The organism is Pseudonocardia endophytica (assembly GCF_004339565.1).
Classification (GTDB): Bacteria; Actinomycetota; Actinomycetes; order Mycobacteriales; family Pseudonocardiaceae; genus Pseudonocardia; species Pseudonocardia endophytica.
In genome coordinates this window covers 3448532-3471101 of the sequence record NZ_SMFZ01000002.1, presented here as the reverse complement: position 1 = coordinate 3471101, position 22570 = coordinate 3448532, and the positions used below count along the sequence as shown (strand labels likewise).

Below are 22570 nucleotides of genomic sequence, written 5' to 3'. Positions count from 1 at the left end.
GAAGGCGTCCGCCCCGCGTGATCGGCTTCCCGGCAGCGTCGGCGGACACATCTGTCCGGTCACGCCGGACTCCCGATCACCTCAGTAGTCGGTGACCGTCTCGTCCGGCAGGCCGGACCGGTTCGGCAGCCGGCGCAGGTGGACCAGGCGGCTCAGCCGGATCACCGGGCGGATCAGCAGCTCGACGCTGCCGATCACGAAGAGCCAGGTGCCCGCGTACGTCGTGGCCTCGGAGAAGAACAGGATGCTGCCGATCAGGAACCAGGCCGCGACCAGCACGTCGTTGACGATGCTGAGCACCTCGTAGCGCTTCCGGATGACCAGCTCGTCGTGGCCGATCCGGATCGTGATCGGGTGCGGTGTTGCGGGGGCCTGCTCGCTCATCTCCATGACATCGTCGCGCACGCTCAGGTGTCACGCTCGAGGACGGGGCGGGCGGCCAGCCGGGCGGAGTAGATCGAGTAGCCGTCGATCCAGCGGGCCACGGCCGTGGCCAGGAACGTCGCGGCCACCGACGGCACCATCAGCGCGAAACCGGAGTGCGTGAGCTCGAGCACCATGGCCAGGCCGGCCAGCGGTGCCTGCATCGCGGACCCGATCAGCGCGGCCGCCCCGATCAGCGCGTACGTGCCGACCGGCGTGCCGGGCCAGAGCAGCGACCACACCGCCCCGAGTGCCGCACCCAGCGCCGCCCCGGAGGACAGCGTCGGCGTGAACAGCCCGCCGGACGCCCCACTGCCCAGGCACAGCACCGTCATCAGCGGCTTCAGCAGGGACAGCGCCGCGAACAGGGCCACCCCTGAGGTACCCGCGACGAACGCCTGCTCGGCCATGTCCTTGCCGTTGCCGAGCAGCTGGGGCAGCGCGAGGCCGGTCACGCCGAGCAGGCCGAACGCCAGGATCGGCGCCGTGATCTGCCACCACCAGCGCGACGGCTGGTGCGCCGACACCCAGCCGATCGCCCGGACGAACCCGACGGCGACCACCCCGATCACCGGCCCGGCCAGCACCGCCCAGACGACGGTGTCGAGGGTCAGCGTGTGCGCGGGCAGATCGGCGTAGGTCGGGCCGGACGGCAGGTAGACCCAGGCGACGAGCGTCGCCGTCGCCGAGCAGGCCAGCGCGGGCAGCACCACCGGCAGCCGCAACGCCCCGACCAGCACCTCCGCGGTGAACAGCGCGCCGGCCAGCGGCACGTTGTAGACGCAGGCCAGGCCGGCCCCGGCACCACAGGCGACGACCAGCCGTCGTTGCGGGACGGAGAGGCCGGACCACGTGGCGAGCAGGCTCCCGCACACGCCGCCCATCAGCTTCGGCGCGGCCTCCCGGCCGAGTGAGGCGCCGAGCCCGACGACGATCTCGGACAGCACCGACGTCCCGGCGCTGCGCCCGAACGACAGCTTCCCGTCCCCGGTCCAGATCGAGTCGTCCACGTCGGTGCTGCCTCGCACGTAACGCCGCAACAGGAACCAGCCGACGCCGGCGACCACGCCGCCGACCAGCAGGGGCGTCAGCCGCCCGACCGGGGACGCGCGTTCGACGGCGGCCTGGAAGTCCTCCGCGGCGCCGGGCCCGAACGCGAGCTCGGACACCAGGTTCAGCAGCGCCATCAGCAGGGCGCCGAACAGCCCGGCACCGACCCCCGTCGCGACGAGCACGACCCAGAACCGCACGGTCAGCGGCACGTCCCCGTCGCCGGTGACGTTCGGCTGGTCCATCGCCGCCCGTCGTGACGCGATCCGCCTGCGCAGCAGCGGCTGCGGCCACCGTTGCCGCTCCGAACCGGCGGGCCGCCGGCGCGGGGAGTCCGTCGCCATGGCGTCATCCTCCCGCGACCGGTGCCCGGGGCCCGACGGCCCCGCACATCGGGGCCGGCGCCCGGTGATGACCGGCGGCCGGGTCCGGATCGGAGCGGACTTCCACCACGATCCGGCCGGCCGATCATGGGTGCCGGGACGGGCCCGGTGCCGGGCCCGCCCGGTACGTCAGGCGAACGCCTCCGGCGGCGGGCAGGAGCAGACCAGGTTGCGGTCGCCGTGCGCGCCGTCGATGCGGCGCACCGGCGGCCACACCTTGCGGTCGTGCACGCCCGGTGTCGCGCCCGTCGGGTAGGCGGCCACCTCGCGCGTGTACGGGCGGTCCCACTTGTCGACCAGGCAGGCCACCGTGTGCGGGGCGCCGCGCAGCGGGTTGTCCTCCACCGGCCACTCCCCCGCGGCGACCCGGTCGATCTCGGCGCGGATCCCGATCATCGCGTCGACGAACCGGTCGATCTCGGCGACGTCCTCGCTCTCGGTCGGCTCCACCATCAGCGTGCCGGCCACCGGGAACGACATCGTCGGTGCGTGGATGCCGTAGTCGATCAGCCGCTTGGCCACGTCGTCGACCGTGACGCCGGAGTCCTTGGTGATCTTCCGAAGGTCGAGGATGCACTCGTGCGCGACGGAGCCGTCCTCGCCCGCGTAGAGCACCGGGTAGTACTCGCGCAGCCTCCTGGCGACGTAGTTCGCGGCCGCGACGGCGGTGAGCGTCGCCCGGCGCAGCCCGTCCGGGCCCATCATCCGCAGGTAGGCCCACGAGATCGGGAGCACGCCGGGGCTGCCGTAGCGGGCGGCCGAGACGGCGCCGACCTCACCGCGGCCGGGCAGGAACGGCGCCAGGTGCTCGGCCACCGCGACCGGCCCGACGCCGGGCCCCCCGCCGCCGTGCGGGATGCAGAACGTCTTGTGCAGGTTCAGGTGGCTGACGTCCCCGCCGAACGCGCCGGGCCGGGCGACGCCGACGAGCGCGTTCAGGTTCGCGCCGTCCACGTAGACCTGGCCGCCCGCGTCGTGCACGGCCGTGCAGACGTCGCGCACCTGGGCCTCGTACACGCCGTGCGTGGACGGGTAGGTGATCATCAGCGCGGCCAGCCGGTCACCGTGCTCGGCGATCTTGGCGTGCAGGTCGTCCAGGTCGACGTCACCGCGGCCGTCGGTGCCCACGACGACGACGCGCAGTCCCGCCATCACGGCCGACGCGGCGTTCGTGCCGTGCGCCGACGACGGGATCAGGCAGACGTCGCGCTCGTGGTCGCCGCGCGAGCGGTGGTAGGCGGCGATCGCCAGCAGCCCGGCCAGCTCGCCCTGGCTGCCGGCGTTCGGCTGGACCGACACGGCGTGGTAACCGGTCAGCTCGGTCAGCCACCGCTCCAGCTGGGTGATCATCTCCCGGGTGCCGGCGCTGTCCGCCTCCGGCGCGAGCGGGTGCAGCTCGGCGAACTGCGGCCAGGTCACCGGCTCCATCTCCGACGCCGCGTTGAGCTTCATCGTGCACGAGCCGAGCGGGATCATCGTGCGGTCCAGCGCCAGGTCGGCGTCGGCGAGGCGGCGCAGCCAGCGCATCATCGACGTCTCGGACCGGAAGTCGTGGAACGTCGGGTGGGTCAGGTACTCCGACGTCCGCAGCAGGCCATCGGGCAACGCGTCCGACGTGGACTCGTCGAGCGCGTCCACATCGGACACCTCGACGTCGAACGCCGCCCACACCCTGTGCAGGTGCTCGACCGTCGTGAGCTCCGAACAGGACACACCGACGGTGTCGGAGTCCATGGGGCGCAGCGCGATCCCGGCCTCGTGGGCGTTCCTGACGACCTCGGCCGCCCGCCCCGGCGTCCGCGCGACGATCGTGTCGAAGAACGCGTCGTTCTCGAGCTCCACACCGCCCGCGCGCAGTCCGGCGGCCAGCACGGCGGACATCCGGTGCGTGCGCCGTGCGATCGCCGCCAGCCCGTCGGGGCCGTGGTAGGCGGCGTAGCAGGCGGCCATCACGGCGAGCAGCACCTGCGCCGTGCAGATGTTCGACGTCGCCTTCTCCCGCCGGATGTGCTGCTCGCGGGTCTGCAGCGCGAGCCGCAGGGCGGGGTTGCCGTCGGCGTCCCGTGACATCCCGACCAGGCGGCCCGGCAGCTGGCGGGCCTGCTTCTCGCCGACCGAGAGGTAGCCGGCGTGCGGGCCGCCGAACCCGAGCGGCACGCCGAAGCGCTGGGTGCTGCCCACCGCGGCGTCGGCGCCGAGCTCGCCGGGCGGGGAGAGCAGGGTCAGGGCCAGCAGATCCGCGGCGACCACGACGAGCGCGCCGCGGTCGTGCGCCTCGGAGATCAGCGACGACGGGTCGGCGATCCGCCCGGACGCGCCCGGGTAGCTGAGCAGGACGCCGTACATCTCGCCGTCCGGCAGGCCGCCGGACACGTCCGCGACCTCCAGCTCGATCCCGAGCGGCTCGGCCCGGGTGCGCAGCACGTCGAGCGTCTGCGGCAGCGTGTCCGCGTCGACCACGAACCGGGGGCTCGCCGACTTCCCCGCGCGTCGGAGCAACGTCATCGCCTCCGCGGCGGCCGTCGCCTCGTCGAGCAGCGACGCGCCCGCCACCGGCAGGCCGGTGAGGTCGGAGACGGTGGTCTGGAACGCGAGCAGCGCCTCGAGGCGGCCCTGGCTGATCTCCGGCTGGTACGGGGTGTACGCCGTGTACCAGGCCGGGTTCTCCAGCACGTTCCGCCGGATCACCGACGGGGTGCGGGTGCCGTGGTAGCCCAGGCCGATCATCGGGACGGTCACGGTGTTGCGGTCGGCGAGCGTCCGCAGCTCGGCGAGCATCTCGGCCTCGGTGGCCGCGTCCGGCAGCGTCGTGGCGACCGGCTCGGTGTCCCGGATGCTGTCCGGCAGCGCGCGTGCGGCCAGGTCGTCGAGCGAGGACACCCCGATCGACGTCAGCATCCTGGCCAGGCCGTCGGTGTCCGGTCCGATGTGCCGGTCGGCGAACGGTACGCCGCGTTCCAGCTCGGAGAGGGTGTGGCGGGTCTGCGTCGAGGTCACGGTGCCTCCGGTGGGCAGATCGGGGCCAGGGCTTCTACGGCCCTCCCCCTCTGTCCGTGCCCGTGACCCGGGCGCCTGAGAGATTCACCGGAGGCTTCCGGCTTTCCCCGTCGGCGGACGGGCGCCCCGTGGCTCCCGTCGCTTTCCAGAGGCGTCTTCCCCGAGCGGTCCTGGGTGCCTGAGAGATTCCGGGAAGGGTTTGCTCCTTCGGCGCCCGGCGCGTGCTGCTCCGCTGGGACTCTCCCGCTCGGGTTCGGCGACTACCCGGCGAAGGATACCGCGACTTGCGTAGTTCCACGGCACCGATCGCCGAGTGGGGTCGCCACGCTTGCGCCATGACGAACTCGAGCACGCAGGCCCCGTCCGCATCGACCACGGCCGCGTTCCACATCCAGGCGATCCTGTCGTTCGGCGTGTCGCTGGCCGCCGTCGTGATCGGCGTCCTCTACCTGCCGGCCGACCCGTGGATCAAGGCGTTCCTGGCCGTCGGCGTCCTGTACGTGACGACGTCGGCGTTCACGCTGGCCAAGATCGTGCGCGACCGTCAGGACAGCCAGACCGTCGTGAGCCGGGTCGACCAGGCGCGGATGGACAAGCTGCTGGCCGAGCACGACCCGTTCAAGAACGTCGCGTGATCGTCGGCAGGGCTCAGGAGATGGCGCGCCGCGCCCGGCGGCGAGCCAGCTCGTCCTCCGGCGTGTCGTCGACGGTCCCGCCGTCGGCGCGCTCCGCGGGGAAGTCCTTGATCACGCCGCTGATCTCGCGCATGGCACCGGAGACGGCGATCCCGAACACGCCCTGACCGCCCTGCAGGAGGTCGACGACCTCTTCCGGCGACGTGCACTCGTAGACCGTGGTCCCGTCGCTGAACAGCGTGATGCCGGCGAGATCCCGGATGCCGCGGCGACGCAGGTGGTCCACGGCGATCCGGATGTTCTGCAGTGACACGCCTGCGTCCAGCAGCCGCTTCACGATCTTGAGGACGAGGACGTCCTTGAACGAGTACAGACGCTGGCTGCCGGATCCGGCGGCGCTGCGGATGGACGGCACGACGAGCCCGGTGCGGGCCCAGTAGTCCAGCTGCCGGTAGGTGATCCCGACGACCTGGCACGCGGTGGGGCCGCGGAAGCCGACCAGATGGTCCGAGACCCCGTCGAACCCCTCACCGACCAGCGGGTCCGGGAACAGCTCGCCCTGCCCCGGGCCCTCGGGTGGCGTGTCCACGCAGATCTCCGATCCTGCCGAGCGGTCCACCCCGTCGCGACGGACATCACGACGGTGTCCGGAAACCGTATGCCGCCTGACCAGGCCGGTCAACGCGGCTCGCCGGTGCGGGGGACCCACTCGTGGGCGTTTCGCACCCACACGGGCCACCACTCACCTGCTCGGCCGAACATCGCCACGCAGGGTCGCGGCGGAGGTCAGCCCTTGGCGCCGCGGAAGTCCTCGGGAGAGACCGAGTCGAGGAACTCGCGGAACTTCTCGACCTCGTCCTCCTGCTCGTCCGGGATCACGAGCCCGGCCTCGGACAGGACGCTCTCGTCCGCGTGCACCGGGACACCGGTGCGCAGCGCCAGCGCGATCGAGTCGCTCGGGCGCGCGGAGACCGTGACACCGCCGTCGAAGATCAGTTCCGCGTAGAACGTGCCCTCCTGCAGGTCGGTCACCCGCACCTGCTCGAGGCGGCGTCCGAGTGCCCCGATCACGTCCTTGAGCAGATCGTGCGTGAGCGGGCGGGCCGGCTTGACGCCCTGCTGCTCCAGCGCGATCGCCGTGGCCTCCACCGACCCGATCCAGATCGGGAGGTAACGGTCGCCGTTCGTCTCCCGCAACAGGAGGATCGGCTGGTTGGCGGGAAGTTCGACCCTCACACCCACGACGCGCATCTCGCTCATCCGCCCGCCTCCTCAGCTCGCCGCAGCGTCCAGCCCCTGCGGCCCACTACGTGCATGCACTGCCCGGCCCGTTTCCGGCCCCGCGACCGCGTCCCTCCGCCCCACGACTCGTCCCCGCACCGGGTGCCGACGACGCTACACGGACGACCGGCGCGACGCGCGCCTCCGGACGGGCCCGTTGCCGGGGATCGCCGACCGGAGCCCGCTCCCGACCCGCGTGGGTCAGCCGCCCATCCCGGGCTCGCGCGGACCGGTCAGGAACACCAGCCGGAACTTGCCGATCTGCACCTCGTCGCCGTTCGCCAGGACGGCGGTGTCCACCGGCTCCCGGTTGACGTAGGTGCCGTTCAGGCTGCCGACGTCGACGACGACGAACTCGCCGGCGTCACGGCGGAACTCCGCGTGCCGACGGGAGACCGTCACGTCGTCGAGGAAGATGTCGCTGTCCGGATGGCGGCCCGCACTCGTCGTCGGGATGTCCAGCAGGAAGCGCGAGCCCGCGTTCGGCCCGCGCCGGACGACCAGCAGCGCCGATCCGGGAGGGAGGCCGTCCACGCCGGAGACGGGCTGCTCCTGCTGGGCGGGGTTCTCGGCGTCGGCGAGGAAGTCGGCCCGGAAGACCGACGTCGACTCCTGGGGACGCTCCGGGGGGATGTCCGGCCGGTCGTTCGGTGTCACCTCGGGGACTCCTCCTGGGGTGTACGGGGTGTGTCGGGTCGTGCTGCCCCGGCGGGGCGGGCGTCGCGGCGAAGTAGTGAACGTACCGGTCCGCACCGGTGCGTGCCGACCCCCCGACCGGCCTGTCGGCGCGACGTCAGGACGCGTCGGTGAGCTGCTTGTAGGCGTCGGCGTCGAGCAGCGAGCCGAGCTTCTCGACCGCGCCGTCGGCCAGCCGGATCTCGACGATCCACCCGTCCCCGTACGGCGAGGAGTTCACGAGCTCCGGTGTGCTGTCGAGGCTCTCGTTCACGGCGACGACCTCGCCGCCGACCGGCGCGTAGATGTCCGACACCGATTTCGTGGACTCCACCTCGCCGAACGAGTCGCCCTCCGAGAGGGTGTCACCCACGTCCGGTAACTGGACGAACACCACATCGCCCAGCTGCTGCTGGGCATGGTCCGTGACACCGATCCGGACGATGCCGTCCTCGGTGGTCCGGACCCACTCGTGGGCCTCGGTGTAGACAAGATCAGCCGGGATTTCCGAACTCACGCGGGGAGCCTATCCCCCGCCGGCCGGACCCCCCGAGGGGGTCACCGGGCGGCGCAGCGCGAGAACGAACTGCGCCACGTAGAGCACCCCGGTCCACAGGTAGAGCGCCGTCCCCCACCCCGCGAACGCGACCGCGATCGCCCGCACGACCGCCTCGACGGGGCCGGGACCGTCTCCGAGCAGTAGCAGCGGGAACGCGTAGAGCAGCACGAACGTCGCGGCCTTGCCGAGATAGGTGACGACGAACGGGCCGTACCCGCGGCCGCGCATCACGAGCACGCAGACGGCCAGGACGACGTCGCGGGCGATCAGGGCGGCGACCACCCACCAGGGGACGATCTCGCGCAGCCCGAGGCCGACGAGCGCGGCCAGGATGTAGAGGCGGTCGACGGCCGGGTCGAGCACGGCGCCGAGCCGGCTGTACTGGTTCAGCAACCGGGCGAGCTTGCCGTCGAGCCAGTCGCTGATCCCGCCGGCCGCGAGCACGGCGACCGCCCACCCGTCGGCCTGCGGCCCGAGCATCAGCCAGAGGAACAGCGGGACGCCGAGCAGGCGCAGCACGCTCAGCGCGTTGGGGACGGTGACCCACCGGTCCCGCACGGGCTCCTCGACCGTCACGGCGGGAGGCTACTCCGACGTGCTTTTCGGCTGCCCGGCCGTCAGGATGCCGGTCATGGATACGACCTCGCTGCGCGACGTTCAGGGCCCGCTCAAGCAGCAGTACAAGGACGACCCGGAGTCCGCCGTCGTCACGCTCCACGCGGACGGCGAGCTGGACGGCAGCGGCGTGGCCTGCAAGGTCAGCACCGGCAGCGCGCTGGCCGAGGCCGGGCTGCACCCGGCGACCGGCGGTGACGGCACCCAGCTCTGCTCGGGCGACATGCTGCTGGAGGCGCTCGTCGCCTGCGCGGGGGTCACGATGCGGGCCGTCGCGACGTCGATGGAGCTGAACGTGTCCGGCAAGGTCAGGGCCGAGGGCGACCTCGACTTCCGCGGCACGTTGGGCGTCGCGAAGGACGCGCCGGTCGGGTTCCGCGACATCCGCCTGACGTTCGCGATCGACACGGACGCCGCCGAGGACCAGGTCGCGTCGCTGATCAAGCTGACCGAGCGCTACTGCGTCGTGCTGCAGACGATCAAGGGCAGTGCGAACCTCGACGTGTCGGTGACCACCGGTTCCTGATCCGGACGGGTACACGTCGGCGGCTGTGATCGCCCGTTCGGCGGACGGACGATCGTCCCCGTCACCGGGTCGGCGCCGCGACGTGGCCGTTCGTGCACCCGCTCGGCGCGGTACGTTGTCGCTTCGGCGCGACGGACGGCTCGTGCGGGCCACCTGGACGTAGCGTGCTGACGCGGGACGTCCCAGGTCCCGGATTGGTGTCGTGACCACGTGATCAAGCTTGCGGATGACCTGTCATCCGGAGATCACGTGTGCGCGATCCCGGACAGCGAGGAGCATCTCAGCGAGCTGTCCGCCCAGTTCGTCGCGGAGGGTCTCGACCGCAACGAGAAGATCTTCTACTACGACGACGACGGCGCGGCCGACGCGATGCTGCGGAGGCTCTCCGACGACGGCGCCGCGGTCGACGGGCCGCTCAGCAGCGGCCAGCTGACCATCGTGCCCGAGCAGACGACGCACGCGACGTTCCGCACCCCGTTGGGCCAGCTCTACCGCGGGGTGACCGACACCGTCACCGACGCGCTGCGCGAGGGCTACCGCGGCGCTCGGCTCACCGGCCAGATGCACTCGTCGCTCGCTCCCGGCGCGTCCGCCACCCTGCCCGAGTTCGACGGGCTGCTGGACCGCCTGTTGCAGGAGAACCGCCTGACGGCGCTGTGCACCTACGACCACGGGCACTACAGCTCCGAGCAGATCGAGATCATGCGTGCGCTGCACCGGGACCACCTGGCCCCGGTCGGCGCCTACGACGACGGGCTGATGCGCATCGTGCGCACCGGCGTCGCGTCGGCCCGCCTGGCAGGCGAGATCGACCACAGCAACCGGCCCAAGATCACCACCCTGCTGCAGTCCTCACTGGACAGGTCGCTGCGATCCCCGGACGTACCGCCCGAGGTCGTGCTGGACATGGCGTCGGTGCGGTTCATCGACGTCGCGACGGCCGTGGGGCTGGTGCACGCGGCCGAGATGTTCCCGGCCACCCACCGCCTCGTGCTGCACCGCGTCCGGCCACGGGTACAGCGCATCCTCGACCGGTGCGGCGCCCCGTTCGCCTCCCAGCTGGAGGTCACCGCCGACACGGCGGAGGCATCCGAGACCTCCGAGGTGTCCGAGACCTCCGAGGTGCCCGAGACGTCCGAGACATCCGAGACGGACATGGCGTCGTGAGGGCACGATGAGGGTCAACGAGGCCCGTACGCCACGGTTCCGGCACGGCCTGGTGCTGCACGACGGGCCGCAGGACGCGGTGTCCCGGATGCTGCCGCTCGCCTGTGCCGTCCGCGACCGCGGCGGCCGGCTCGCGCTCGCGGTCTCCGACGAGGTCGAGGCCGGGCTGCGCGAGCACGTCGGGAGCGACGCCGTCACGTCGCTCACACCGCTCACCCGCGCCGCGCGCGAGTCCGGTCAGACCGTCGCCGCGTGGCGGGCCCGGGAGCTGCGCGCGATGACCTCGGCCGGCCAGGAGATCGTCGTGCTCGCCGAGCACGACGCGGATCTCGACGGGCCGGACGGCAGTTACTGGACCGAGCACGAGGCCGCGCTGAACATCTCGCTCGGCACACTGCCGGTGACCCAGGTCTGCGCGTACCCGCAGCTGCCGCTGCACCGCGTCGTCTCGGACGCCGCCAACGCGAACCACCCGCTGCTGCTGTACGGGGCGGAGCTCGTGCCGAACCCGGACCACCGCACCCCGGCGGAGGTGTTCGCGAGCATGCCGGTGGCGGCGCCCTACGTGCTCGGTCCGCCGGACATCTTCCTGCGCTACAACACGTTCGAGCTCAGCCGGGTGCGCCGTGCGGTCGAGGACGCGGTGCGCGAGAGCCGTCTCGACCGGGAGCGGGCCGAGGACCTGGTACTGGCCGTCAACGAGATCGCGACGAACGCCGTCGAACACGGGTCCGCGCAGGCCGAGCTGTTCGTCTGGGCGTCGCCCGACGAGCTCGTCTGCGAGCTGCACGACGAGGGCGACCTCGGACTGCCGCTGATCGGCCTCGCGCCGCCGCACCCGTCGCAGCCGCGGGGGCGAGGGACGTGGATCGCACGCCAGCTCTGCGACGCCCTGCACGTCTGGCGGGATGATTCCGGAACCCACGTGCGACTTCTGGCCCACGCCTGAGCTATCCTCGGTGACGGCCGTCGCACGGAGCCGCCCGCCGTCCGTGCCGGTCTATTCCTGCTGTGCCCGCACGACGCGGACGCGCGTCGCCGGGTGTGCGGGTCCTGCCGCGGGCCGACACGCCACCACAACCGAGGGCAAGCCATGTCCGACGATCATCGTCGATCCGTCTCGTCCGTACCCACCGTGCATCTGCTCGGGGCATTCGCCCTGCACACGGGTGGGGAGACCATCCCGCTGCCGGTGGACTCGCGCCGGCTGGTCGCGTATCTGGCCGTGCATCCCCGCCCGCAGCCGACGGCGGCGCTGGCGGCCGACCTGTGGCCGAGCGTGGGCCCGAAGGCAGCCGCGCGGCTGCTCGACGAGGCCGTGGCAGGGGTGGACGTCCCCGGCCTGCTGGCCGCCGACGACAAGGGCCGGCTGGCGCTCGGGCCGGACGTCGCGACCGACCTGTCCGACGCGATGCTGTTGATCCGGGCGCTGTCCGCGAGCCGGATCGAGCAGCGCCCGGACGTCGAACTGCTGGAGCACGACATCCTGCCGTCCTGGACGGCGTCCTGGATCGCGGTCGAGCGCGAGCGGTTCCGCCAGCTGCGCCTCTCCGCGCTGGAGCGTCTGTCCGAGGGCCTCACCGCGACCGGGCAGCACGAGGACGCCGTCGCGATCGCCCGCCGCGCCGTGTCCGCGGCGCCGAGCCGCGAGCGGTCCCGTCGCGCGCTCGTCGAGGCGCTGCTGGCCGGCGGCGACGTGGCCGGTGCGATGCGGGAGTACGAGGAGTTCCAGGAGCTGCTGCGCTCCAGCATCGGCGCGACGCCGGACTCCGAGATGGATCGCCTGCTCGCCCCGCACGACTCCGGGTGGCCGCTCGGTCCTGGCCTGCACCGCCCGGTCCAGCGCTGGGGCGTCGGCATGCCGGGCGTGCGCGCCGGCCGTCCGGCGGGCCGCCGCCTCGCCGCCGGGAGCCCCGCCTCCGGGCGCTGAGCTCGGCCGCCCCACCTCCGCCTCCCGGGCGCAGGCGCGGCCCCCTCCCCCCTTTCCGAACGAACGGCACCTTCGAGCAATGTGACTGCTCGAAGGTGCCGTTCGTTCACGTGGGGGGTGGGCCGGATGGGGGTAGGGGCGACGATCAGTGGAAGCGCGGGGCGCGCTTCTCGGCGAACGCCGTCAGTCCCTCCGTCGCCTCCGGTCCGGCCGCGCTCGTCGCGATCGCGTCGGCCTCGGCGGCCAGCTGGTCGTCCAGCGAGCTCGACCACGTGCGGTCCAGCAGGCCCCTGATCCGGCCGAGCGCAGCCGTCGGGCCCTGGGCGAGGCGGTGCGCGAGCCCCTCGGCCGTGGACACCACCTCCTCGTCCTCGACGACGTCGGCCGCGATCCCGTACTCGGCGAGCGTCCCGGCGTCGAGCACCTCGTCGGACAGCAGGATCCGGCGGGCCCGTGCCGCGCCGACCAGCCGGGGCAGCGTCCAGCTCATGCCGCCGTCCGGCGAGAAGCCGATCCCCGGATAGGCCGGACGCATCCGGGTCGAGCGGCCGGCCACGATCAGGTCCGCGGCGAGCGCGACGCTCATCCCGGCCCCGGCCGCCCAGCCCTTCACGGCCGCGACGGTCGGTACCGGGCTCGACGCCAGCGGGCGCAGGAACTCGTGGAACGTGTCCGCCAGGTGGTGCACGAACGCGTACCGGTCGTCGGCCGAGACGAACCCGCGGACGTCGCCGCCGGTGCAGAACTGGTCCCCGTCGCCGAACAGCAGGATCGCGCCGACCGAGTCCGGCGCCGTCGGGTCCTGGCCGGCGAGTGTGGTCAGCGCATCGGTGATCTCCGGCATCTCCTCGCCGGACAGCGTGCCGTGCTTGCCCTTCGAGATCCGGACGCGCAGGACGCGGCCGTCCTGCTCGGTGACCGGCGCGGTCACGCGTGCTCCTCGCCGGCGCCCGTCGGCCGCGGCCCCCGGGGTGCTGTGCTCGATGGTGAGCTCGCACGCTCGCTCACGAGAGCGCCCGCAGCTTCGGCATGACGTCCTCGGCGAACTGGGACAGGAAGCGTTCCTGGTCGTCGCCGGGACCGTGGAACACCAGATGGTTCAGCCCGGCGTCGACGTACGGCTTGATCTGCGCCACGGCCTCGTCCGGATCCGAGGTGACGATCCACCGGCCGGTGATCTGCTCCAGCGGCAGCTCGTCGGCCAGGCGCTCCATCTCCTCCGACGAGCTCACCGAGTTCTTCTGCTCGGCCGAGAGCGACAGCGGCGCCCAGAACCGGCAGTTCTCCCGCGCCGCCTCCGGATCGCGGTCGTAGGACATCTTGATCTCGATCGTCCGATCGATCGTCTCCGCGTCGCGCCCCTCCTTCTCCGCACCCTCCCTCACCCCGGGGATCAGCTTGTCGGTGTAGAGCTCCATCCCCTTCCCGGACGTGCAGATGAACCCCTCACCCTGCCGCCCGGCGTAGCGCGCCACCATCGGCCCACCGGCCGCGACGTACACCGGCACCGGCGTCGACGGGCGGTCGTAGATCTCCGCGTCGACCGTCGTGTAGTAGTCGCCCTCGAAGTTGACCTTGCCGTCCTCGGTCCACAGTGCACGCATCAGCCGGACCGACTCGCGCAGCCGGGCGAACCGCTCCTTGAACTCCGGCCACTCCATGCCGGACACGGCGATCTCGTTCAACGCCTCGCCGGTGCCCACACCCAGGGCCACGCGGCCGTCGAACAGCAGCGCCATCGTCGCCAGCTCCTGGGCGAGCACGGCCGGGTTGTAGCGGTAGGTCGGGGTCAGCACGCTGGTACCGATCTGCACGCGGCTCGTCCGCTCCCCGACCACGGCCATCCAGCTCAACGCGTACGGCGCGTGACCGCCGTTGTGCCGCCATGGCAGGAAATGATCCGACGCCCAGACACTGTCCAGCCCGAGCTCCTCCGCCCGGACGGCGTACTCCACCAGGTCGCGCGGCCCGAACTGCTCCGCCGACGCCTTGTAGCCGATCTTGAGGTCCACGACACGTCCTCCGTGTGGGTGCGACGCCTTCTGGTTCCGCGGCGCCGCGGGGTGCTGCTCCCCAGCCTGCCGCACCGGCGCGCCGGGCGCCCACCACGGTGGTCCGCGGTGTCGAATCCCTCGCCGGGACGGCGCGTCGGCACCGTCGCGGGGCCGCCGCTCAGTACCGTCGACACCGGATCGGGGGTACTTCACACGGGGGACGTGCATGCTCGGTGCGCGACGGAGGGCGATCCTCCGCCAGATGCTGCGGCCCCCGTACGTCCACCGTTGGACGACGTTGGTCGCCGGGACGTACGTCGTCGTCGTGCTCACCGCGACCGGACTCACCCACACACCCACGCCGGTGGCCGTGGCGGTGCCCGCCGCTCCCGCTCCCGCGCCGGTTCCGAGGGCCGTCCCGGCGTCGGTGCTGGCCGGGACCGCGCAGCCGGGCAGGACCGTCACGCTGACGTTCGACGACGGACCGCACCCGGTCTGGACCCGCCAGGTCCTCGACGTGCTCGACCGGTACCACGTCCCCGCCGTGTTCTGCATGGTCACCGGCCTGGCGAAGGAGCACCCGGACATCGTCCGCGACGTCGTCGCACGCGGGCACACGCTCTGCGACCACACGTCGGACCACGATCCGGGGCTCCGCCTCCGGTCGGACGCCGTGATCGCCCTGGCGATGACCGCGTCGTCCGCCGAGCTCGTCGACGCGTCCGGGGACCCGTCGGTGCGGATCCCGTTCTTCCGTGCGCCGGAGGGAAAGTGGACACCCGCGCTGGAGGGCGGAGCCGCGGAACTCGGGATGCGGCCGCTCGGCTGGTCGGTCGACTCGCGGGACTGGACCGGCATCCCGGCCGACGCCGTCCTGCGCACGGTCCGCTCCGAGCTGGGCGACGGTTCGGTGATCCTGATGCACGACGGCGGCGGTGAGCGGGCGACGACGGTCGCGGTCCTGCGGGGGCTGATCCCGACGCTGCAGGACCAGGGGTACCGGTTCGTCGTCCCGGACGGCACGGCGGAGGTGCCCCGGCCCACGCCCGCGGACGGATCCGGAGAGGTGACCACGGGACGGTGAGGCCCGCTCGTACGATCGCGGGCGTGCCGGACACCTCTCTGCCCGCCGACTGGGGCACCGATCTCGACGAGATCCCGCCGCCGGAGCCGCCGCCCGAGGACGAGGAGTTCGGTGAGCCGTACTCCGAGCCCGAACCGGCCGACGAGCGGCCGAGGTTCACCGACCCGCACGACGTGCTTCGACGTGTGTTCGGCTACGACGCGTTCCGCGGCGAGCAGCAGGAGATCGTCGAGCAGGTGGTCGGCGGCGGGGATGCCCTGGTCCTGATGCCGACCGGCGGCGGCAAGTCGCTGTGCTATCAGGTGCCCGCCCTGGTCCGCGACGGCGTGGGGGTCGTCGTCTCGCCGCTGATCGCGCTGATGCAGGACCAGGTCGACGCGCTGCGGGCGCTCGGCGTGCGCGCCGGGTTCCTCAACTCCACCCAGTCCCCCGACGAGCGCCGCGACACCGAGCGGGCGTTCGTCTCCGGCGAGCTGGACCTGCTCTACCTCGCTCCGGAGCGGCTGAAGGTCGAGTCGACGGTGCGGCTGCTCGACCGCGGCCGGATCGCGCTGTTCGCGATCGACGAGGCGCACTGCGTCGCGCAGTGGGGGCACGACTTCCGACCCGACTACCTGCTGCTGTCCGAACTGCACACGCGCTGGCCGGACGTGCCGCGGATCGCGCTCACCGCCACCGCGACGGAGGCGACCCGCACCGAGATCGCCGAGCGGCTGCAGCTGACGGCGGCGAAACACTTCGTCGCGAGCTTCGACCGTCCGAACATCCAGTACCGGATCGTCGGCAAGAACGAGCCGCGCAAGCAGGTGCTCGAGCTGATCCGCGGCGAGCACCCCGGCGAGGCCGGGATCGTGTACTGCCTGTCCCGCAAGTCGGTCGAGCAGACGGCCGAGTTCCTGACCGCGCAGGGCATGACGGCGCTGCCGTACCACGCCGGCCTGGACGCGTCGGTGCGCCGCGAGAACCAGGCGCGGTTCCTGCGCGAGGACGGTGTCGTGATGGTCGCGACGATCGCGTTCGGCATGGGCATCGACAAGCCGGACGTCCGGTTCGTCGCGCACCTGGACCTGCCGAAGTCGGTCGAGGGCTACTACCAGGAGACCGGCCGCGCCGGCCGCGACGGGCTGCCGTCCACGGCGTGGCTCGCCTACGGGCTCCCGGACGTCGTGCAGCAGCGCAAGATGATCGACGACTCGGAGGGCGACGCCGCGCACAAGCGCCGCCTCGCGTTGCACCTGGACGCGATGCTGGCGCTCTGCGAGACGGTCGCGTGCCGGCGCGCCCAGCTGTTGCGCTACTTCGGCCAGGAGCTCGGCGGCGACGCGAGTAGCGCAGGCGGATCGCGCGTCGACACTGCCTGCGGCAACTGCGACACGTGCCTGAACCCGGTGTCGTCGTGGGACGGCACGGTCCCGGCGCAGAAGGTGCTCTCCACCGTCTGGCGTCTGAAGAACGAGCGGCGGCAGAGCTTCGGCGCCGTGCACGTGATCGACATCCTGCTCGGGCGGAGGACGGCGAAGATCGAGCAGTTCGACCACGACCAGCTGTCGGTGTTCGGCGTCGGCTCCGACCTCACCGAACCCCAGTGGCGCAGCGTGATCCGCCAGCTCGTCGCGCGCGGGATGCTCGCCGTGGGCGGTGCGCACTCGACGCTCGTGTTCACCGAGGACTCCCCCGCCGTGATGCGCGGCGACACTCCGGTCATGTTCCGCACCGAGCCGGAGCGGGCCGCCCGGTCCCGCACCCGGTCCGGCACGAAGGCGCAGGCGGCCGAGCTGTCCGCGGACGCGGCGCCGCTGTTCGAGAAGCTGCGCGCCTGGCGCGCGGGTGCGGCGAAGGAGCAGGGCGTCCCCGCCTACGTGATCTTCCACGACGCGACGCTGCGCGAGATCGCCTCGCGGGCTCCCGGCGACCTGGCCGCGCTCGGCACGATCAGCGGCATCGGCGAGGGCAAGCTCGCCCGCTACGGCGAGCAGGTCCTCGCGGTGCTGTCCGGAGAGGACGCGTGAGCAGGCACCCGGTGGTCGGGCTGACGTCCTACGGTGAGCGCGCCAGTTACTGGATCATCACCGATGAGCAGGTCGTGCTCCTGACCCGCAACTACGTGGACATGGTCGCCGCGGCCGGTGGGACGCCGGTCCTGCTGCCTCCGACCGCGACGGCGGCCGACGCCGTCGACGTGTGCGACGCGCTGCTCGTCGTCGGCGGGCCGGACGTCGACCCCGCGCGGTACGGGGCCGAGCCGGGACCGCACTCGGACCCGCCGCGGACCGAGCGGGACGACTCCGACCTGGCCGCCCTGCGACGGGCGCTGGACCGTCGGATCCCGGTGCTCGGCGTGTGCCGTGGGCACCAACTGCTCAACGTCGCGCTCGGCGGGACGCTGCACCAGCACCTGCCGGACGTCGTCGGGCACCTGCGGCACAGCGTGGAGCCGGCGACGTTCGGTCCGGTCACGGTCGCGCCGGAACCCGGCTCGCGGGTGGCGCGTGCGCTCGGTGGCGATGAGGTCCAGGTGTGGTGCCACCACCACCAGGCGATCGACCGGGTCGCCGACGGCCTGACCGTCACCGCCCGCGCCGACGACGGGACCGTCGAGGCCGTCGAGCTGGACGGGCACCCGTTCGTCGTCGGGGTGCAGTGGCATCCGGAGCAGGAGCCCCGGGACGTGCGGATGTTCGCCGCGCTCGTCGAGGCCGCGGCGGGCTAACCGCCCAGCCGGGCCTCGGCCAGTCCGGACAGGACGTCCGCGGTGTCCTGCGTGGACAGCCCGCGGCCCGCGGCGAGCTGGTCGTAGGTCTCGAACGCGGTCAGCACCCAGAGCACGTCCAGGGCCGTGCCCGGCGGCACCGCCAGCCGGCCGGCCTCGTCGAGCCGGCGCACCGTCGTCTCCAGCAGGGACAGCCGGCCCGCGTCGTGGCGACGCAGCAGCTCCCCCGCCGCCGGGTCGGCGGACCCCGCGGCGAGGATCTTGCGCGCGAGCGCCGGGTCGGTGGCCCAGTACCGGCAGCCCTCGGTGACCATCGCGCGGAGCAGGGTCTCCGGCGGCCCCTCCTCGACGACGGCGGCCAGTGCCGGGAGGTCCGCCCGGCGCTCGTAGTCGGTCAGGACGGCCTCCAGCAGGCCGAGCTTCGAGCCGAACCGCTGGTACACGGTCGCCCGCGCGACGTCGGCCCGGCGGGCCACCTCGTCCAGCGACGAACGGTGGAAGCCGCCGTCGCGGTACAGGTCGCGCGCGGCCGTCAGCACGCGCTCGCGGGTGTCGGCGACGGCCGCGGCGCGCGCCCCGAGGGTGTACCGGCGGGGGCTCACGGCCTTGAGCCTAGCGCCAATCAGTCATACGCTCTGTCTGACTGAATTGGGGGCCTCACCGAGGAGCCGCGATGGACGCGACGACCGGCACCACCCCGCTCGCGAGGGCCGCCCTCTGGCTGATCCCGGTGCACGCGGCACTGCTCGCCGTCGGAGCCGTCACCCACGAGCCGGACCGGGCGGACCTCGGCGCCTACGCCGCGTTCGTGACGACCGGACCGTTCCTGGCCGGCCATCTCGTGGCGAGCGTTCTCGGCGCGGCGCTCGGCTCGGTCGGTGTCGTCGCCGCGCTCGCGTTCCTGTCCGCCGGACCGTCCGGCCGCGCCGCGGCGTGGGGTGCCGCCCTCACCGTCGCCGGGAACGTGATCAGCACGGCCGTGTTCGGCACGGCGGCGTTCGCCCAGCCGGCCATCGGGCGCGCGATCGAGCGCGGCGTGCCGGGCATGTCCGAGTTCGACGCCGACGTGTACGGCACCCCGCTCGTCCTCACCGCCGTCGTCGGGCTGCTCCTGCTCCTCGTCGGTGGCGCCCTTCTCGGCCGGGCGGTGTCCCGAGCCGACGGGCTGCGTGCGGCCGGGATCGCGTACGCCGTCCTGCTCGCGCTGTTCGTCGTCGCCGGGTTCTCCGTGCAGATCGTCCAGCCGTTCGCGGCACTGGGGATGACGGTCGCCGCTGTCGTGATCGCGCTGCGGCTTCCCCGCCGGGCGGTCGCCCCGACGCCGGCCGCCACGACCCGGGTCGCCTGAGCACCAGCATGATCGGCGGGGCCGTTCCGGGCTGCGCTCGGTGATCGCCGGTTCGGTGCGGATCGGCGCCATCAGTGGCCTACATCTGCACCCGATCGGCGATCATGCACGTATCGTCCCGGGCCGCGTTCAGTGATCGCCGGTCCGGCGCGGATCGGCGCCACAAGCGGCACACATCCGCGCCGGACGGCCGATCATGGGTCGCCGGGGACGAGGCTGGCCCGCCGGGGCCGGATCGGCGGGCGCCGCGCGGGCCACCGAGCGTCGACCCGTCAGGCGGTGACCGGCGCCGGGGTGCTGCTCACCGCCGACAGATAGGTGCGGACGGCGGCCGGGTCGGTGGTGCGGAGTGCGAGGTACCCGTCCGGACGGACGAGGATCAGTTCGCCGGGCTCCGGGTGGTACACGGCGGCGACGTGTCCGCTGTGGTCGGACAGATCGGTGTCGGACACCTCGGAGCCCCTGGGGACGATCGAGGCCGTGTGCACACCGGGGTGCGGGTCCGGGACGGTGCCGTACCCGAGCAACGTCCAGCCGGGGTGACGGAGCAGATCGAACAGGCGGGTCCGCGTGCCGTCGGCGGAGCGCATCGGCGCGTCCGGAGCGCGGTCGCCGGAGCACGGTCCGGACGCGGCAGCAACCGCATCGGTCGAGCCGACGGCATCGGGCGAGGGCGAAGCGTCCGTCGAGGCGGACGCAAGGGTCGAGGCAGCGGCGTCGAACCCACGCGGCGACCCGTCCGGTCCCGGCGTGAGCGGGCCTCCGCGGTAGCCCACGCCCAGCTGGAGCGTCCGGGTGCCGTCGGCGCCGCGGTCCTCGAACCGGCGCAGGGTCAGAAGCCCGGACAGGCCGAGCACGTCGGCGGCGACCGGCATCCGCTCCGCCTCGTACGTGTCGAGCAGGCGCTCGTCGGCACCGGCGAGCACCGCAGCCAGCTTCCAGCCGAGGTTCGCACCGTCACCGATGCCGGTGTTCAGGCCCTGTCCGCCCGCGGGCGAGTGCACGTGCGCCGCGTCGCCCGCCAGGAGAACCCGTCCGACCCGGTAGCGGTCGACCATCCGCACGTTGAGCCGCCAGCGCGAGCTCCACCGCACCTCGCGCACGCGGGCGTGACCGGCCCCGGCCTCGTCGAGCACGTCCTGGAACACGGCCGCCGTGAGCGGCCCGTCCCGGTCCACCCCGCCCGCCTGCAGCGCGAACGTGTCCGTCGCCGGGAGCGGGCAGAGCGCGGTGAACGGCTCCCACATGTGCCAGTGGTCGCGGTCCACACCCTCCACGACGACGTCGGCGACCAGCATCCGGATGTCCTCGTTCGTCTCGCCGAGGAACGACACCCCGAGAGCGTGGCGCACGACGCTGGACCCGCCGTCGCAACCGACGACCCAGGACGCGGACAGCGACCCGCCGTCCGTCGTGACCGTCACGCCGTCGTCGTCCTGCTGCACGTCCCGGACCAGCGTGTTCCAGCGCACCTCGACGCCGAGTGACGCCAGGTGCTCGCGCAGGACCAGCTCGGTCCGCCACTGCGGCACGATCAGCGAGCGGGCGTACGGCGAGTCCGGCGTCGGCTCGACGCCGGCGTGCATCTCGTGGTCGACGCCGACGGGCTCCCCGTCCTCGCCGGTCCCCCACCGACGCAACGGGATCCGGAACCGGCCGAGCGACACCAGCCGGCCCGCCAGGCCGAGGTGGTCGAGCAGCTCCAGCGTGCGCGGCTGCACGCCCTTGCCCCGCGATCCCTCGAACGGTCCGGACGCGCCGTCGACCACCTCGACCCGCACCCCGCGGCGCGCCAGCTCGCACGCCGTCATCAGGCCGGTCGGCCCGGCCCCCACCACGATCACGTCGGTTCTCATGGCCCGAACGATAGCCAATTCTGAGACTCAGTACCAGATGTAACTCAGTGCCAATTGAGATGAAGTGACAAACCGTGCGATACTCCCCCGGTGAGTACCGAGGTGGGTGGGCTGCGCGAGCGCAAGAAGGCCAGGACGCGCGCCGATCTGCAGCGGCACGCGCTGCGGCTGTTCCGGGACCGCGGGTACGCGGAGACCACGGTGGACGACATCGCGGCCGCGGCCGAGGTCTCACGCAGCACGTTCTTCCGGTACTTCGCCGGCAAGGAGCAGACCGTCCTCTACGACGACGTCGACCCGCTGATGGCGGAGGCGTTCGGCGAGGTCCCGGAGGGCACGCCGCTGCTCAGCGCGCTGCGCACCGCGATGCGCACCGCGTTCGAGCGGCTGCCGGACGAGAAGCGCGAGCTCGAGGAGGTCCGGATGGACCTCTCGCGCCGCCAGCCGGAGATCCGGGCGGCGCTGCGTGAGGCGTTCAGCGTCGGAGCCATCGCGGAGCAGCTCGCCGCTGGCGTCGGCCGCTCCGCCGACGATCCCGAGGTGGTGGTGTTCGCCGGCGTGGTGGTCGGGGGACGCCTGGCCGCGCAGGAGATGGTCGCCCGGTCCCCCGGCAGCAGCTACATCGAGGCGCTGGACGCCGTGTTCGCCCGGCTCGAGCACGGCATCCCGCTGGCCGACCTGCCGATCGTCGGTACCCCGCGCAGCCCGCTCGCGGACCGGTGACAGTCGTTGTCCGCATTCGGTCATAGCGTGCCCCCATGAGCTCGACGACGACGATCGACTGGAACCACCAGCTGCTCGACCAGCTCCGCTTCGAGTGGGACGCGCAGCTGCGTCCCCGCATCGAGGGACTGACCGACGACGAGTACCACTGGGAGCCGTCGCCCGGCATGTGGGGCGTGCGCCGGCGCGGCGACGCCACCAGCCCCTACGCGGCGGGCGCAGGCGACTGGGTGATCGACTTCGCGTTCCCGGAGCCGGACCCCGCCCCGGTCACGACGATCGCGTGGCGGCTCGGGCACATCATCGTCGGCGTGTTCGCGATGCGGGTGGCAGGCCACTTCGGCGGTCCCGCCGTCGACTACAACTCGTTCGACTACGCCGGAACCGCCGACGAGGCACTGGCCCAGCTCGACGAGCAGCACCGCCTCTGGACCGACGGCGTCGCGGCACTGGGCGCGGACGGCCTGGCCGCGCCGTGCGGGCCCTCCGAGGGCCCGTACGCCGACGAGCCGATGGCCACGCTCGTGCTGCACATCCACCGCGAGGTGATCCACCACGGCGCCGAGGTCGCGCTGCTGCGCGACCTCTACCGGGCCCGCGACCGCTAGGAGACC

General features: G+C 72.8%; 23 protein-coding genes and 2 riboswitches. Of the genes, 11 read left to right on the top strand and 12 right to left on the bottom strand.

Annotated elements, in window-relative coordinates:
• Nucleotides 1-81: 81 nt before the first annotated feature.
• From EV378_RS34760 to gcvP, 3 genes are all read right to left on the bottom strand, one after another.
• Nucleotides 82-384: a YrhK family protein gene (locus EV378_RS34760; protein WP_132432250.1), complete on the bottom strand. Its 303-nt coding sequence runs from the start codon at nt 382-384 to the stop codon at nt 82-84.
• A gap of 23 nt (nt 385-407) precedes the next feature.
• Nucleotides 408-1817: a chloride channel protein gene (locus EV378_RS34755; RefSeq protein WP_132432248.1), complete on the bottom strand. Its 1410-nt coding sequence runs from the start codon at nt 1815-1817 to the stop codon at nt 408-410.
• Nucleotides 1818-1985: 168 nt separating this feature from the next.
• Nucleotides 1986-4853, bottom strand: coding sequence for an aminomethyl-transferring glycine dehydrogenase (gene gcvP, locus EV378_RS34750; protein WP_132432246.1), 2868 nt, complete (start codon nt 4851-4853; stop codon nt 1986-1988).
• Between the two features lie 40 nt (nt 4854-4893).
• Nucleotides 4894-5008, bottom strand: a riboswitch (glycine riboswitch).
• Nucleotides 5009-5109: riboswitch (glycine riboswitch) on the bottom strand.
• A gap of 79 nt (nt 5110-5188) precedes the next feature.
• Here gcvP and EV378_RS34745 point away from each other — a divergent pair.
• Nucleotides 5189-5488, top strand: a complete 300-nt coding sequence (locus tag EV378_RS34745) for a YiaA/YiaB family inner membrane protein (protein ID WP_132432244.1) — start codon at nt 5189-5191, stop codon at nt 5486-5488.
• Between the two features lie 13 nt (nt 5489-5501).
• On the opposite strand, the gene EV378_RS34740 is transcribed toward EV378_RS34745, so the two are convergent.
• The 5 genes from EV378_RS34740 to clsA form a co-directional block, all read right to left on the bottom strand.
• On the bottom strand, nt 5502-6083 hold the full coding sequence (locus EV378_RS34740; RefSeq protein WP_207909038.1) for a MerR family transcriptional regulator: 582 nt from the start codon (nt 6081-6083) through the stop codon (nt 5502-5504).
• 191 nt (nt 6084-6274) lie between these two features.
• The gene (locus EV378_RS34735) at nt 6275-6748 is read right to left on the bottom strand and encodes a bifunctional nuclease family protein (protein ID WP_132432240.1); all 474 of its coding nucleotides are present in this window, start codon (nt 6746-6748) and stop codon (nt 6275-6277) included.
• Nucleotides 6749-6970: 222 nt separating this feature from the next.
• Nucleotides 6971-7426 (bottom strand): glycogen accumulation regulator GarA, encoded by a 456-nt coding sequence (gene garA, locus EV378_RS34730; protein ID WP_132432238.1) that lies wholly within the window; start codon nt 7424-7426, stop codon nt 6971-6973.
• A gap of 136 nt (nt 7427-7562) precedes the next feature.
• Nucleotides 7563-7961: a glycine cleavage system protein GcvH gene (gcvH, locus tag EV378_RS34725; protein WP_132432236.1), complete on the bottom strand. Its 399-nt coding sequence runs from the start codon at nt 7959-7961 to the stop codon at nt 7563-7565.
• Nucleotides 7962-7970: 9 nt separating this feature from the next.
• Complete coding sequence (clsA, locus tag EV378_RS34720) at nt 7971-8579, bottom strand: cardiolipin synthase ClsA (protein WP_132432234.1); 609 nt, start codon at nt 8577-8579, stop codon at nt 7971-7973.
• A gap of 55 nt (nt 8580-8634) precedes the next feature.
• On the opposite strand from clsA, the gene EV378_RS34715 reads away from it, so the two are divergent.
• From EV378_RS34715 to EV378_RS34700, 4 genes are all read left to right on the top strand, one after another.
• A complete protein-coding gene (locus EV378_RS34715; protein ID WP_132432233.1) occupies nt 8635-9144 on the top strand; it encodes an OsmC family protein in 510 nt (169 codons plus the stop codon).
• 249 nt (nt 9145-9393) lie between these two features.
• Nucleotides 9394-10311 (top strand): MEDS domain-containing protein, encoded by a 918-nt coding sequence (locus EV378_RS34710; protein ID WP_243653912.1) that lies wholly within the window; start codon nt 9394-9396, stop codon nt 10309-10311.
• Nucleotides 10312-10318: 7 nt separating this feature from the next.
• The gene (locus EV378_RS34705) at nt 10319-11260 is read left to right on the top strand and encodes an ATP-binding protein (RefSeq protein WP_132432231.1); all 942 of its coding nucleotides are present in this window, start codon (nt 10319-10321) and stop codon (nt 11258-11260) included.
• 144 nt (nt 11261-11404) lie between these two features.
• Nucleotides 11405-12241 carry an AfsR/SARP family transcriptional regulator gene (locus EV378_RS34700; protein WP_132432230.1) on the top strand — a complete coding sequence of 279 codons (837 nt, stop codon included), beginning with the start codon at nt 11405-11407 and terminating at the stop codon, nt 12239-12241.
• A 145-nt stretch (nt 12242-12386) separates the two neighbouring features.
• Here the strand turns inward: EV378_RS34700 and EV378_RS34695 are convergent, their stop codons facing one another.
• Together EV378_RS34695 and fgd are read right to left on the bottom strand one after the other, a co-directional pair.
• Nucleotides 12387-13172, bottom strand: a complete 786-nt coding sequence (locus tag EV378_RS34695) for an enoyl-CoA hydratase/isomerase family protein (protein WP_132432228.1) — start codon at nt 13170-13172, stop codon at nt 12387-12389.
• Nucleotides 13173-13245: 73 nt separating this feature from the next.
• Nucleotides 13246-14253 (bottom strand): glucose-6-phosphate dehydrogenase (coenzyme-F420), encoded by a 1008-nt coding sequence (gene fgd, locus EV378_RS34690; RefSeq protein WP_132432226.1) that lies wholly within the window; start codon nt 14251-14253, stop codon nt 13246-13248.
• A 244-nt stretch (nt 14254-14497) separates the two neighbouring features.
• Here fgd and EV378_RS34685 point away from each other — a divergent pair, with 244 nt between their 5' ends.
• From EV378_RS34685 to EV378_RS34675, 3 genes are all read left to right on the top strand, one after another.
• A complete protein-coding gene (locus EV378_RS34685; protein ID WP_165922622.1) occupies nt 14498-15319 on the top strand; it encodes a polysaccharide deacetylase family protein in 822 nt (273 codons plus the stop codon).
• Nucleotides 15320-15492: 173 nt separating this feature from the next.
• On the top strand, nt 15493-17328 hold the full coding sequence (gene recQ, locus EV378_RS34680; protein ID WP_243653992.1) for a DNA helicase RecQ: 1836 nt from the start codon (nt 15493-15495) through the stop codon (nt 17326-17328).
• Nucleotides 17325-18029 carry a gamma-glutamyl-gamma-aminobutyrate hydrolase family protein gene (locus EV378_RS34675; RefSeq protein WP_132432222.1) on the top strand — a complete coding sequence of 235 codons (705 nt, stop codon included), beginning with the start codon at nt 17325-17327 and terminating at the stop codon, nt 18027-18029. The genes recQ and EV378_RS34675 overlap by 4 nt, the downstream gene beginning before the upstream one ends.
• On the opposite strand, the gene EV378_RS34670 is transcribed toward EV378_RS34675, so the two are convergent.
• The gene (locus tag EV378_RS34670; protein ID WP_132432220.1) at nt 18026-18631 is read right to left on the bottom strand and encodes a TetR/AcrR family transcriptional regulator; all 606 of its coding nucleotides are present in this window, start codon (nt 18629-18631) and stop codon (nt 18026-18028) included. The two genes, EV378_RS34675 and EV378_RS34670, sit on opposite strands and share 4 nt — an antisense overlap.
• Before the next feature lie 71 nt (nt 18632-18702).
• Here EV378_RS34670 and EV378_RS34665 point away from each other — a divergent pair, with 71 nt between their 5' ends.
• Nucleotides 18703-19377: a hypothetical protein gene (locus tag EV378_RS34665; protein ID WP_132432218.1), complete on the top strand. Its 675-nt coding sequence runs from the start codon at nt 18703-18705 to the stop codon at nt 19375-19377.
• Between the two features lie 272 nt (nt 19378-19649).
• Here EV378_RS34665 and EV378_RS34660 read toward each other — a convergent pair whose 3' ends face one another.
• Entirely contained in the window at nt 19650-21233 is a 1584-nt protein-coding gene (locus EV378_RS34660) for an FAD-dependent oxidoreductase (RefSeq protein ID WP_132432216.1), read from the bottom strand.
• Nucleotides 21234-21323: 90 nt separating this feature from the next.
• Between EV378_RS34660 and EV378_RS34655 the strand changes: the two genes are divergently transcribed.
• Nucleotides 21324-21956 (top strand): acyl-CoA-like ligand-binding transcription factor, encoded by a 633-nt coding sequence (locus tag EV378_RS34655; protein ID WP_243653911.1) that lies wholly within the window; start codon nt 21324-21326, stop codon nt 21954-21956.
• A 35-nt stretch (nt 21957-21991) separates the two neighbouring features.
• A complete protein-coding gene (locus EV378_RS34650) occupies nt 21992-22564 on the top strand; it encodes a DinB family protein (protein ID WP_207908950.1) in 573 nt (190 codons plus the stop codon).
• Nucleotides 22565-22570 lie beyond the last annotated feature (6 nt).

Bases quoted from the DNA above. Each gene is read 5' to 3' on its own strand.
- EV378_RS34660 (WP_132432216.1), bottom strand. From the start codon at position 21,233: ATGAGAACCGACGTGATCGTGGTGGGGGCCGGGCCGACCGGCCTGATG.
- EV378_RS34700 (WP_132432230.1), top strand. From the start codon at position 11,405: ATGTCCGACGATCATCGTCGATCCGTCTCGTCCGTACCCACCGTGCAT.
- EV378_RS34735 (WP_132432240.1), bottom strand. From the start codon at position 6,748: ATGAGCGAGATGCGCGTCGTGGGTGTGAGGGTCGAACTTCCCGCCAAC.
- EV378_RS34685 (WP_165922622.1), top strand. From the start codon at position 14,498: ATGCTGCGGCCCCCGTACGTCCACCGTTGGACGACGTTGGTCGCCGGG.
- EV378_RS34705 (WP_132432231.1), top strand. From the start codon at position 10,319: ATGAGGGTCAACGAGGCCCGTACGCCACGGTTCCGGCACGGCCTGGTG.
- EV378_RS34665 (WP_132432218.1), top strand. From the start codon at position 18,703: ATGGACGCGACGACCGGCACCACCCCGCTCGCGAGGGCCGCCCTCTGG.
- EV378_RS34650 (WP_207908950.1), top strand. From the start codon at position 21,992: ATGAGCTCGACGACGACGATCGACTGGAACCACCAGCTGCTCGACCAG.
- EV378_RS34745 (WP_132432244.1), top strand. From the start codon at position 5,189: ATGACGAACTCGAGCACGCAGGCCCCGTCCGCATCGACCACGGCCGCG.
- EV378_RS34760 (WP_132432250.1), bottom strand. From the start codon at position 384: ATGAGCGAGCAGGCCCCCGCAACACCGCACCCGATCACGATCCGGATC.
- EV378_RS34755 (WP_132432248.1), bottom strand. From the start codon at position 1,817: ATGGCGACGGACTCCCCGCGCCGGCGGCCCGCCGGTTCGGAGCGGCAA.
- EV378_RS34715 (WP_132432233.1), top strand. From the start codon at position 8,635: ATGGATACGACCTCGCTGCGCGACGTTCAGGGCCCGCTCAAGCAGCAG.